Annotated in this window: 5 protein-coding genes; all 5 read right to left on the bottom strand. The window is 37.5% G+C overall.

The window, feature by feature from the left end:
- Genes AW17_RS03185 through AW17_RS03165 form a run of 5 tightly spaced genes read right to left on the bottom strand, consistent with a single transcriptional unit; the run spans nt 1 to nt 13,567 of the window.
- Nucleotides 1-1,383 carry an ATP-binding protein gene (locus tag AW17_RS03185; RefSeq protein WP_051691607.1) on the bottom strand — a complete coding sequence of 461 codons (1,383 nt, stop codon included), beginning with the start codon at nt 1,381-1,383 and terminating at the stop codon, nt 1-3.
- The gene (locus AW17_RS03180; RefSeq protein ID WP_029274662.1) at nt 1,350-2,837 is read right to left on the bottom strand and encodes a contractile injection system tape measure protein; all 1,488 of its coding nucleotides are present in this window, start codon (nt 2,835-2,837) and stop codon (nt 1,350-1,352) included. Before AW17_RS03180 ends, AW17_RS03185 begins: the two co-directional genes overlap by 34 nt.
- A gap of 12 nt (nt 2,838-2,849) precedes the next feature.
- Nucleotides 2,850-6,518 carry a hypothetical protein gene (locus AW17_RS03175; RefSeq protein ID WP_029274661.1) on the bottom strand — a complete coding sequence of 1,223 codons (3,669 nt, stop codon included), beginning with the start codon at nt 6,516-6,518 and terminating at the stop codon, nt 2,850-2,852.
- 11 nt (nt 6,519-6,529) lie between these two features.
- Nucleotides 6,530-10,480 (bottom strand): hypothetical protein, encoded by a 3,951-nt coding sequence (locus AW17_RS03170; RefSeq protein ID WP_029274660.1) that lies wholly within the window; start codon nt 10,478-10,480, stop codon nt 6,530-6,532.
- Nucleotides 10,481-13,567, bottom strand: coding sequence for a baseplate J/gp47 family protein (locus AW17_RS03165; RefSeq protein ID WP_029274659.1), 3,087 nt, complete (start codon nt 13,565-13,567; stop codon nt 10,481-10,483). It lies immediately after the preceding gene.
- Nucleotides 13,568-13,571 lie beyond the last annotated feature (4 nt).

The raw sequence follows: 13,571 nt of genomic DNA, 5'->3' as shown, positions 1-13,571 counted from the left end.
CTATAACGTTCGTCCAGATTTTTTTAATTCGCGTTTAATACCTTCTATAATATCTTTTTGTCTTATTTCTTTGCCACCATCTTTAAGCATCTGCATGGTTGCATATTGCACCACATTAATGATTACTCCGCCTGTAAGTTCGAATTTTTGGGCAATTTCATTTAAATTTATTTTTTCTTCCAGCTTGGTAAACGGAGAAAATCCTTGCTCCCAAAGGATAGCCCGTTGACTTACCTGTGGCATTGGGAATTCGATAACCGATTGAAACCGGCGTAGAAATGCCTGATCAATATTCTGCTTAAAATTACTGGCCAGTATTACCAAACCATTATGATCTTCGATCCGTTGCAACAAATAGCTTGTTTCTTGATTGGCATACTTATCCCGTGCATCGCTTACATTTGTACGTTTCCCAAAAAGTGCATCTGCTTCATCAAAAAATAGTATCCACCCCTGATTTTCGGCCGCATCAAAAACCTTTGCCAAGTTTTTGCCTGTTTCGCCAATATATTTACTAACCACTCTACTTAAATCGATGCGGTAAACGGGTAAATTGTGCTTTTTACCCAAAACGGCTGCAGCCAATGATTTTCCGGTTCCTGCCTGTCCGTAAAAAAGCGTTCTAAAACCTGGCTTTAATTTATGTTTCAAACCCAAATCATTCATCATGGTAACGTTGTGTGTTAACCAGGAATTTAACAATTCTAAATGTTCTATAGTATGCTCAGGTAAAACCAAATCACTATATTCCATATTGGTTTCTATTAAATGAGCTGGAAAATCTGCGGAAAAACGGGGCTTGCTCCTTTCACCAGTAGTAAACTCTTCGAACCAGTTTTTATTAATATGTAAGGGAATACTTGAAATGGGTTCGCCAGGTGGAAGTGGTTCGTACTCTAAAACATTTAAAGCAAAAAGTGGGTTTCTGGCATCAAATAGTTTTAACAAATCAAAGCGCAACATTAAGTTATCAGATGCCAGTAAAAACAAAAATGTTTCTGCCGTTGGTAAAAAGCCGCTGAATACATTTCCCTTTTTTCCTCCAAATTCAGTAAATATCTGTCCAGTTTGTGGATTTTGCACTAAAAAGATATCCAGGCATTGTGGTTTTATCTGACTCACCATTGCCAAAAAAAGCAAAAACCGATCAGCAAACTTAAGTTGGTGTTGAGTTAAAAACCTGGCGTAAGTAGAATCAAAAGCACTTAAATCGGGGGGTTGTACAGTAAAAATACTTGTACCCGCAGCAACACTGCTCGCATTTATTGCACTCCGTAACTGCAACACTTTTTCAAACCAGTTTAACTCGGCCAAAAGTGCATCTGCATTTCCGCGCAAAAGCGTGGTCTTTACCAGTTCAGATTTATCAAATAATTGTTCCATGGTAAGCGTATTATGGATAATGACCAGGGTAAAGTGTCTAACAAAACATCAAATCCTTTTCTTTCTACATGTAAATTATAATTGCCCTCCCGAAAAATTAAACTTCCATTCCGCATTAAAAATGTTTGGGTTAATCCTTCTATCGAAGTGGAACCTAATTTTGTCCAATGTTTAATCACCGTTGCTTTTAATTCGGTACTCTGCTTTAATTCTTCTTCAGTGAATGCGATCTCGTTGAGCTTGATTACCACTTCCGGATCTGCCCCACACAATATTTTATTAAAAATTAACCTGCTTTCATCTTCAGGCATTTCGTTATAAACCAAATAATGCAAATACACTATTGCCTTATGTCTACACGTTTCATCAATAAACTGATTGGCATTAAGCAATTGCAAAACATTAAACAAATTTTTAAAATATGGATACAAAATAATCAGACCTGCATTTTCGATTAGGATAGATGCATTATCCAGAACCTTAGTTTGCTTTACTTTCACCGTTTTACTTACTTCCTCTTCTCTAATTAATTCAGGTTTAGGCAATCCTTTACTGCTTGTAATGGCTGCTAGTAATTTATTAAAACGCTGAAGTACCAACTTTTCTTTTTTGAGCTGAACGGCAGCGATACTTAACTTAATACTATCTATTAAAGCCGGTTTCAATGATGGCATATGCTGCAGCAGCGAGAAAAGCCAAAGCCCGAAATCTTCAGTATCCAGTAAGTGTTCATCCTGCTTTAAGCCATCAAGCCAATACTTAAGTATAACATTAAATAAATCATGCTTAATATTTGGTTCAAAATACTTTAAGAGAATAATATCTGTTTTAAACTGATGGTAATGATAAAAAAATGACTGCCTGCTAATGAGCTGGATTAATCTGCTATAACTACTAGAATTGTGCTTTAACGCTACAATAAATTGACAGAAAAGATTTCGATCAATATTGAAAAGCCTCAATAAAATTTCAGAAGGGTTAAAAACAATTTCAGAAGGTAACCACCAGGGCTTTAAGCCTGTTTGACAATATAAAGTCAGCGATTCATACTCATTAGCAACAGTTCCACTATTAGCAGATAAACCTGGGTTGTGTTTTAAAAGTATTTCAGGATGAAACTTCAGATTTTCAAGAAACAAACCGAGTTTCTCATCTAGAACAACACCAGCATTTACTTTATTAAAATTGTGATTTTTAAAATAGCCACGGACTTGAGTAATGATTTGTTCTTCAACATTTTGAATCAACTTATCTAAAGAGAAATTACCCAAATCGATCTCTAATTTATCGATGCGAATGGTATTATTTACGGCAAATTCATCGAAAATGGTATTGAAGATTTCCGGCAATCTGGTTTTACAGAAATGGCCGATTTCTGCCTGCACCTTTTCCCAATCCTGTTGATTATCAACAGTGAGCAACATTTTTTGCGATTGGATGAGGTGTTTGTTCATGTTCTTAAACCATTAGTTTTTTCCAAACTCGAAGTTTTCGGTTACATCGGCATCTTTTACACTCGTTTGTCTTTCTTGAAGGCCATATACTACTGAGATCACCTTCATTAAATAATTACCTGGTGCTACCCTTATACTGTAATTTTCACCATTTGGCGTTTGTGAATACAAGATTTGACTACCCTTTTCGTCAAAAATCTCTATCTTGTAAGATTGCGCGAAAGCAACCCTACCCTTTATTAAATAGGTTTCTTCCTGGATTCTACCCATGCCAATAAAGAAAGTTATTTTTGCTTCACCAACTTCTTGGCCAGTTTCACTTTCAACAATTACATATTCAAGTTCATCTACGGCAATAATCGATCTCCTGGCTTTGCTATTTTCGGCTACCTTTTTCGGATCAAGACTATACACCAAAATCTGTTTTTTCAGGTTTGGCTTAGGCTCGTAAATTTCTTCTTCAAAGGTCACGGAGCCTAATCTCGGGTCACTTTTAACAATAACCTTGTAAGCACCAGGGTGATATAAATTATTGAGCACCTGTATTTTGGCTGTGTTTATTCTACTTTGATTATATACCACAAAGCGAGAAATTGGCACCGCCAACGGTGTAAGTTCTTTATTGACGTAATCTTTCGCATCGCATTCGCAACAGCTATCATCTTCGTAAAGGGTAAAATCAGCAATTACGTTCGAAGCGATGTTTTCTAAACCCTGTTTGCCTATTTCTTCAACCAATTTATCATAATGTTCATTAAACTTTGCTTCAAATCCGCTTAGGTACTTACCTCTATTTTTCTTTGTGCCTATTACTGCAATCTCTTCTAATTCCTTCTCTTTTTTTCCTTTTTCTACCGCTTTACGTTTTTCATAAATTACAGCCAAATGGGTTTCGTACTCTTTCTGTGCATCAGTTTCTTCCCTCCTGGCTTTTTCTATTTCTTCAGCACCGATTTTCTGTTTTTCTGCCAATTCAGTTTTTATTTTTTTGGCCAGTTCGTTTATCTCTTTTGTTTTATCCAGTTCTGTATTTTTTCGAAGTAAAACTATTCTTTCTTTATATTCCTTTTCAAGCGCTTCTGTTTTAACGGTATCGCCTTCTGTTGACTTGAGTTCTCTTCTTTTCGTTTCCATCTCAGTTTTTAAGACAGATTCTTCTTTCTTGATTTCATCGCCTGTTAAGACCTTACGTTTTTTTATTTCGGCTGTTCTACTTTCTAAAGTCTTTTTTAACTGAAGTTCAGTCTGAGCCAGTTCATTTTCACGTTCTTTTATACGAGCTCTTATTTCTGAAGACTTTAATTCGTAATTGGCTTTAATTGCCTTTTCGGCTGTTACAAGTTCCGCCACCTCTGCTTCTTTATGCGTTACGGGCACAGCCTCAGGCGCTTTTCCAATGGTTTGGTATTCGATTTCTCTGCCTGTATGGTACAATAATAACAGGGTATTGCCTTTATTTACGCCTGCCAAATGTTCTAAAGCACCTGCTTTGCGGATATAATCATAAAATGAAATATTGGTAGCCAGGCTTTTATTCCTTTGCGACCGAATATCAGTTAAAGTACCAATATTGATATAAGGCCTGATCATCAACACATTTAAGCCTCTATGTAACAAGGTGGCAGCCATGAGGTAAGCCATTAGCTCTACATTGCCATCGTTATTAATGATTTTGACCATGAGCTTCATCCCACTTACGTAGGTTACAATTAAATCTGTATACACCGTTTTAAAACGGTTTTCATCAAAATCAGAAAATTCTAAAGTAAGCGTAGCGATTAACTCCTCGATGTTATCGTTGAAACGGGCAACCAGGTGCAATACTTCACGCTGCAGATCGTCGGGTGTTTGTTCCAGTCTGCCTTTACTATTATTTATTTTGCTATAATTGGCCTGGTTGATGCGTTCGTTAACCATACCAGCTTTAATAAAAGCGGTGTTTATATTGCCGAATGTAGATTTTTTCTCAGTATTAACGCCTGAATCACTGAAAGTTTCCTTTCCAGCTGCATTTGTATGCGCTGTAGCTTCCTTTTTAACATTCACGCCGCTCACCGCATCTTTAGCCGCATCTTTTACATCATCAAAACGGGCGACCATTTTTTCAGCCAGGGTGCTGTATTTGATCAGGTTATTGAGATAATACAACATTACATTGCGCCATACCAGATATTGCGAATCGAGATCAGGATAGCGGCATATCGTTTTCACCGTGCCTCCTTCGCCCATAAAAATAGAACGGACCTTAAAGGGCAGGTTAAACCGGCGTTGTAGTTTTTTGTACTGCAAAACGGCTGTATCTTCTCGCATAGCTAAATGGCCTTCCATTCTAAAAAAGCTGGTATCGCTTAAATTATACAGTAATGGTGCTTCTAACTTGCTCATACCATACTGCTGCAGGTTTGCAGGCATTTGATAGTGGTAACTGAGTGGTTGACCATTATCGCAGCCATGACATAAAGATTCGTTCCAATACTTTTCAAAATCATCGATATTGGGATCGAAATAAATCGGGAATGCCCGCTTGCCAATGTTTTGCCACTTCTCTTTACTTGGCGTAGCCAAAATACCCCTTTCACCTTTTTCAGTTAAGGAATCATAAAAACCGTTTAACATGGTCAAGGTTCTTCCAAAAACCGAAACCAGTTTTTTGCTCCAATCTTTATATTCGTTAAATAAAGGCGAATATTCAAATTCCTGACGGTAAATGGAAGGAGGACAAGCCTTAGTACCTAGCATCAAATGCATTGGAAAGGCATCTTCATTGGGTAAACAAACGCTATGCAGATGCATGGCGATGCAGCGTAATTCTTCGTACGATTTTATGATATCCTCGAAAGCATCGTACACATATTGAAATCCGTAAGCCTTTCCACTTAAATACTGAATGGAGAGATCTATCAATTTCGCTTCCCACAACGATCGGATATTATCGAAATCAACTCCTGGAAAATAACGCACCAATGCAGGCAATTCTTTATAGATTATGCTTAACTGTTTGGTGAGTTTTTCTAATATAGCTGCAACCGGACTCAAATAGGTATTAATTAAAGCAGGGTAATTGGCTGCTGCAATTGATGTAATTAATGCCCGTGGATATTCGATTGTTTCTAAATTATAGAGCGCGGGATACATCGCCCCGCCTTTATTTTTATTAAAACTATTAATGTCGATGAGATCGGTTATCTTGATCAATAATTTACGCACGGTAAAGGTGTTTTCTTTACCTAAATCATCGCAGCTTTTGCCCAAGCAGCTTTTAAGATCCCTTGATGCTGATTCTAAAAACAGCACAACCACATAATCGCTTAAAATTAATGACGCATTAATTGGTGTGGCCGCTACTGCAGCTGCATTTTCTGCAGTAACCAATTCTAAAAGCGGAGCTTTATTAAAATATTTATAATCTAATCCATCCGGCGGAGTATATGGTTTAAAATGTGTTAAATCGCATTCACCAAGCGAAATTAGAAAACCCCAGGAGGTAACGCCTACTCCTTTTGAGATATGAACGGTATTTACACCAAAAGTTGCATGTAAGCCACAAACGATCCCTCTTCCAATCAATCTAATCCTGGTTAATCTGCTTTCCTGAAACAAGAACTGTTGCATGGTATTAAGCTGACCTGCCGTAAGTACCTGGTTTTCTTCAAAAACCGTTGTTTTATTAATGAGTTCCATAGCTAGATTAATTAAAAAATGCCAATGTTAGTTTGATTTAGAATGAGTGGGTTTTTCTGCACTTCGTTTTCGTTGCAACTGTGCAGCTTTCCGGATGGATAAACACTCCTTAAACCTTGTATTATTTCTATTAAATTTTTAAGTGCCTTAACTCTTTCGGCATCGCCAGTACTTGTGGTATTGATTTGAATGAGCCAATTTTTATACGCTTTTTCGAATTGCCCCATTTGCAAAGGATTTATCCAACACACATTGAGTACAACATGCGCGGGGCATTCTTCCCTCAATGTTTTCTCAATAAAAGTTCTAAAGTTTCGATCGCGGAAACGGTCGGGCCAATAGGGCAAAACGGCTGTCATTACAAAACTATAGGTATCGGCAATTTTGCATTGTACACAATCTACATCGGTATGAATGTTTAATAGTTTATCAAAATCGCGTTTTTTTGGCCTTAACAGGATATGTTCAATCAAGTGGATACCTTCTCTATCAATGAATGTCTTATTAAAAAAAGCAACCATATCCGAAATGGCCAGTTTTTCCATCCCAGCCCTGATTACGATTGTTTTTGGCGTAACGTTTTTAATTGCAAATAACTTGGTATAGGTAACTTTGGGTGCTACTAAAAAATCTAGTTCTATATCCGAAATAATGGTTGTTTTATTATCAGCAAAGCTGATGGTTAGTATCCGAAAATCGATTAAAGCTGCCGAAGGCTTGATTAAGCTCATAGTATCGCCGATTCGCAATCTATCAGTCAAATCGGTTCCGGTTATGGTTAGCTTACGGCCATTTTCGTATAGGTAAGCGTTAAATGTTTCGGTAAAACTTAATTTTCCATCAGGATAATTATTAGGGAGTGTTTCATTAATTTCTACCTTGATGTTTGGCCCCAATGCTACGGTATTGTTTACGGTATAGGCCCCATTATTGGAAAGCGAATCAACAATCTTAACTACCGGTGAAGTGATGCTGTCTTCAATGATTTCGGCCAATGGATAATTGTAATTTTTCCCTTTATCTATACCAATTATGTTATCATAAATATCGAAAACTTCGAAATGGTAATTGGGAGTGTAAACGGTTACATTTTGCGGTATGCAGCGGTAATAATCTTCGTCGGCAGCAAATCTGATCAATTTCCAGATCAAACTCATTTCGGTATCCGTCATCGTTTCAGCTGCGTCAATGCCTTTAACTTCCGGTCCTTCAATTTCGCCGGTTAGTATTACTTTTCTACCAGCATCTTCAACAGGTTTATCAAATAATTGATACTCAATTTTATGTAGAAATGGCGTTGTGGTATTGTTAACCGTATGCGAAAGCACTTCGAAATAATTTAAAATCGGGGGTGTTAAGTTCTTACGGCTCGACAAAACCTGATCACATAACTCTCTGGTACATAAATCAATGTGACTATTAATTAATGTATTGGCAGTAGATAAGGTTAATGTAGTGTTTTTACTTTTTGCAATAACCTTTTCCTGAATTAAATCGGCCAAAAGCAAAACCTGGTATTTACCGGCAACACTACCTGCCACAATTTTATAGTTATTGATATGTACTGCAGCGCTAATCAATTCTTCCATAGCAGATTTAGCAGCCAGTGCATCTGTAAAATTACCAACACCCTCAAAAAGAACTTTGGTTAATACCTTGGTTTCGATATTCCAGGTTGTAGACACTGGTAAGATTCTAAACGCTTTCGAAAAATGTAAATCTTCTACTCTTTTAGCATCTATACCCAACAGTAGGCTTACCCTTTTTTCGTAGCCTGAAACATTTTTATAAAACCAGGTAAGTTCATTGTGGTAATTAAATGCCTTACCTCTATTGCTACTAATTTCCGGATAGGCATTTAAAAACGACAATTTATCTTTTATCAGCTCTGCTCCAGCCCTTTGACCGTCTATGGTGTAGGCAATTAAGGCATAATCGCTAAACTGCTCGCAAAAGCGGGCCAAAAGGTGATCTAGAAAGCGGTTTTTACGTTTTTCAAAATCGGTTTTACTTTCAGTAATTCCCTGCAAATGTTCCGCATAACCATCAATAAATATTTTTTGTTCAGTTGCATTGGGCACAATATCTACATTACCCGCAGTTGCTTTTAAGGGTTCGCTGAAGTACGTTTTATTCAACAAAGGCTGACCAAATTCATCCAGTTCCTGGTTTAAGCTAAACAGTGCTTTTAAACCATTAACCTGCTGAAGATAACCATATAACAACTGATCAAAAAACGACAAGAAACCTTTAAACTGTTTGGCCTGGGTTATCCGAAGATTTCTTTCATCATCAGTAGTTGGCAAATTAGGGATCCCTTCAGAACCTACGCCATAAACCAGTGGAAAATCTTGTTGTATCGAGGTATAATCTGTAATTTCTCTCCAGTCGCCTACAGGTAATGCATTATCTAAAATTGGATTTTCTGGATAACGTTTCCTCGACTGAGCAAAAAGTGCTTTATATTTTGCTTCCATTTCATCTTTATCAAACGAAAATGGAAGGTTATGTTTGTAGAACGATAAATTAGAAAGATTAGTGGATAAACGGGGTACATAAAATTGATCTATAGCCAGCGAAAGGCACCATTTAACACTTTTCTTTGATATATTAAGTACATTATCCTCTGGAAAGTTGGCCAATTGCAAGCCGCTAACCGATTGAACAACCTGTTTGCCATCAATTTTAACATCCATGATAATCCTGATCAGATCGCTTACATGGATGGTACATTTTTGTTCGGAAGCGTTAAGTTCATCGTCGTCGATAAAGCCATGTTCTAAAGCCGGGCCATCAAAAATATCTTCGGTAGCTTTTCCTTTGTTTTTCATATCGGGCAAGCTGTAGAAATATACATCAGGTGATAGAAACTGTGCAATTTGAAAATAAATTTCGGCGGCAACGCTTGCGGCATCAGCAAAAGGATCTATTTCTATATCGCCACAAATGGCAATTTCTTCTACTTTGAGTGCTCTGGTATTTAAATAATCTTCGCAAAGTGGCCGGTTATCATTCAACCTATCTTCAGCCTTTTTTATAATGTTTTTTATTACACCTATTTTGCGTTTGTAGGTTTGCAATAATCCATTGGGCGCATTAAAAATGAAGTAGTTTAAATCGGCATCAATTGCATCAAGGCCTACAAGAGCAATAGGAACTTCGGCAACTGTCTTAGTACCTGCAAGGGTAACTGTGTGATCTGCATCGTTGCTATCAATCAATTTATAATCGTCAGGCAATTCATCGGCCTTTATTTTCAGGCTTTTAATTTTCGCAATTATTGTGGCATCATCGTTAAAATCGACACTTAAATCGTCCCAGCGGGGGAAATGAATTTCTACCTTTATTTCTACCCCTTCCAATAATGGATCTGGTGCGAAATTATTGATGATGTATATAGCGGAAATAGAATTGGAATTTAAATCGCCGTAGGTTATCGACTGATCAAATTCGATCAGAAAATTATAAAGTCCTTTAACAAAAAATCCGGTTCCATCTGTAGCGGTCGGGAAATAGTCTAATTTCTGCTGTAACTGATTTACATAAAGTTTCATTTCGGCTTCATCAGCAGGAATTACCCAGGCATTTTTTATCCCCAAAGTTTCTGTTCCTGCTTGTACAGCTACATCCATTAAGAGTTTTCTAAAATCTTTAATGGTAACGGGAGCGTTGTGCAATATCTGCCTTGCGGTAAAAAAATTACGGAAATCGATATCAGCATCGGCAGAATTAGGATCACTGGCCAGTAAATCCTGCATATCGAAAGTCAAGCGGTAACCTAAATCTGTTATGGCATAACAAAGTGTTTCGAGCGTTGTTACCCCCGGATCATGAAGATTATAATCGCTCCAATTGTTTTTACTTAAAGCCTGAATACGGTTTATACCAATTTCACGTAGTTTATCAAACTGCATGCTATCCTGTTGCGGAATATTTTTCGATATGGTTTTTAAATCGCTCATTTAATTACAACCGCATTCGTTAATTGGAATAAATTTACTGTCTGTTATTGCGTTGTCATTGCAATCGGCACATTCACAATCCGGATTATTGATTCCCGGGATATCATTAATATTGATGATGCTGTGCTCGGGATAGGCCGTTAAAATACTTGCCGCTGTAGCTGTTTCTGCAGTTTCTAAATCTTTTGTCGATATGTCTTCTAAACCCACTGGCCTAAACAGATACATTTTAACGCAGGTGATATAATCTACATAGTCTAACTTTTCGAGCTGATAGATAATGGTCGATTTTTCTATTTTACCCCCAAATTCCATCTGCGTAGCAGCGTTGCTTGTCCAAGGAGCCAAAAGTGATTTAAGCTGCGTTTTAAGTTTGGGCAGATAAATATTTTCTTCGTATCCATCACGGAGTTTGAGGTGAAAATGAAGCTTGATTTCTTCAAATATTGGATTTTGAACATTCAGTTTTGCAAATACCGAATTGGTTTTGGCTAAATAAGTTTTAATCTGTTCTAATGTATTTTTAGAAACTTTTGGCTTTAATGGATTTGGCGCATTGCTGATCGAAATATCGGGCACGGCAATAATAGTTACCTGGCCAGGAGATAACGAATTATAGCTGCTTACATTTCCATTATAAAAAGTATGGTTAATGCATTTTGCAGTGTACACGTTAGAAAATTGGGCTAAAATAAGGCGTTCGTAATCCCACAGGGTGATGGATCTCCTTTTATGCCGTAAAATTTCGCTAACCCTTAAATAGTATTCATTACCACTCTCCATTGCCTTTCCATCAAATGAGCCATAAGGTTGAATTACCTTTTTCACGGCACTATCGGGTTCTTTTAGCTTGGTAATCAGCCCTGCTTCGATGGCTATTTTTTCGGGCACAACATCATCATAAACAGCGAATTGAGTTTCACTGGCTTGAGCAGTAATCGAAATAATATCGCACACTGCAGCTGCATTGTTTATTACCGAGGCCCTTAGCCACAGCAGACCGGTTGGCAATACAGTATTATCGGTATTTACAGTTTTAGGAATAGATAAGGTAATAATGCCTATGGTTAACAATCCATTTGTCTGTTCCCTTAAAATCTCCATGTTTTTAAACTCTTTCCAGATATTATCTTGAAGATAAGCCCATGTTACTATGGCTTTATCGAAATCAGGGTCGGCACTGCCCTCACTAACCTGTAACAATAAACTCAAATTTTGCGGAACAACTGAATTGCTTAAACCGATGTATAGTTCACCCTCATTTTGTTTAACAGGAAGCAGCGATACAGAACCGTGAGTAAAAGGATGGGCTTCGGCAAGGCCGAAAGGCTCAATAAAATAAAACCTGTGGATGCGGTTATTGTAGGTTGACTTAACATCGCCAGCTACCGAAAGATTTATAGTGGCTGTGCAGCTATAATCGATCGTTAAATTCTGGATAAGCGGCAAATATGGTGGATTGGGCAATTTGGGTACCGTGGTTTTACCAATTACCGCGGTACTAAATACCAATTGATAATCGGCCTGACCAAATGTACCTTTGGAAAATCTAAGTTTTAGGTAGCCCCGTTCTGTCTCAAGGTTATAAGCATCATTTACTTCAGTATTATAATCTGCATCGAAAGTATCCGGTATATTTAAATCTGCAGAGAACTTCGTGTTGGGTGCCACTGTATCTGCTGCACTAAAAAGTGCAACCTCTGCCGATGTGGCATTTATCCAATTGCGGTGTAAGAGAAAGGAAACTTCGGCTTTATAATCACTATTGTTAACATATTTGGTTGCATCACGGCCATTACTAGAATTAGCCAAATTGGTGTAAAGGTCGTAATAAGTAACAAAAGGAACGCTAGGTAGACCTAAATATTCAAAATTTAGCTTTAAACTACTGAGATCATGCTGAAAAACCTCGTTGCTGCCTATATAAAAATTAGCACCAATACTGGGAATCGGACCAAAAATTTCCATAGGTTTAGCGGCATCGAGTTTACCTAAACTGTTCTGTACAAATAGATTTTTTACCCCCTGTACATCCGTTTTAATGGCCACATTATCTATTGCGGCAAAGGTTAAGCTGGCATAAATATTTGGGTTTGATAGTATTTCTATCTTTAATACCGGAAAAGCTGTTCTGAAATCTTCTACATGAAGTTTTTGATTATAATCGACCAATTTAGGTTTGCTTTCATCAGCCAAGAGCACAATTTCGAGCACACTGGTACTGGTGAAGGATACAGCAATAATGTCTACTGTTGTCCACCCTTTTTCTGCAGTAATACTGGCCTTAAAATTTTCGGGCTTAATTACCAGCGCTGCCAGATAAGGCACACGATAGGAAAAGGTAAGTGTTATTTTCCGTTTGCCTTCGGCCATTCTAAACAAAGGCGAACTTATGGCAAAACCAATATTGGCAGGAGATCGGCTTTCATTGCCAAAAGTATCCCAGCTTCCATCCTGATTGGCCAACTCGCCCCCATTGCCATCACCAGAATTAGCGATTGGCGAAGCATAAATTTTAGTTTTTTCAGTTTGATCAACCAAAATGGATTTAATGCTCGCTACCTGTGCGTGACTAAAGCTAAAAGAAGATAAAAGCTTATAAAACTGTTCTTGTTTTTTACTGTTTTTGCCTGCTTTAAACTCTGTTTTATCGTTTAATATGTATTGAGAAATGTGTTTCGCCAATTCTACAATCAAATATACTTTATCGGGCTCGGCTGCCTTTTTTTCGAAGCCTAAAACGGTTTCAAAAAAATAATCTAAATGTTTGCCAGTAAACTGATTGAGGTCTTTTTGAGCAATGGCGTATAAATCCAAAAAAGAATCGAAAAGTGCCAAATGTGGTTCTGAGGTGCCGTCCTCTTTAATTTCACCGATATTAAAAACACTTTGCCAATCTGTCTTTTTCTCTGTTCCATCAAAATAGTAATGGTTAATATAAGCCGCCAAATTATCGCAAAATTGATAAAGGCTTGCTTTACTTCTTTCATCAATGGCAACAAAAGATGCATCCAAAGCTTTTGGCAAGCGATTTAAACGGCTTGTTCCGTTTCTTGGTGCAGTATTTTTATTGCAATTGGTGCTCATTTTT

It is taken from the genome of Pedobacter borealis DSM 19626 (genome assembly GCF_000708285.2).
In the GTDB taxonomy this organism is placed as follows: domain Bacteria; phylum Bacteroidota; class Bacteroidia; order Sphingobacteriales; family Sphingobacteriaceae; genus Pedobacter; species Pedobacter borealis.
This window is presented reverse-complemented; position numbering and strand designations above follow the sequence as displayed.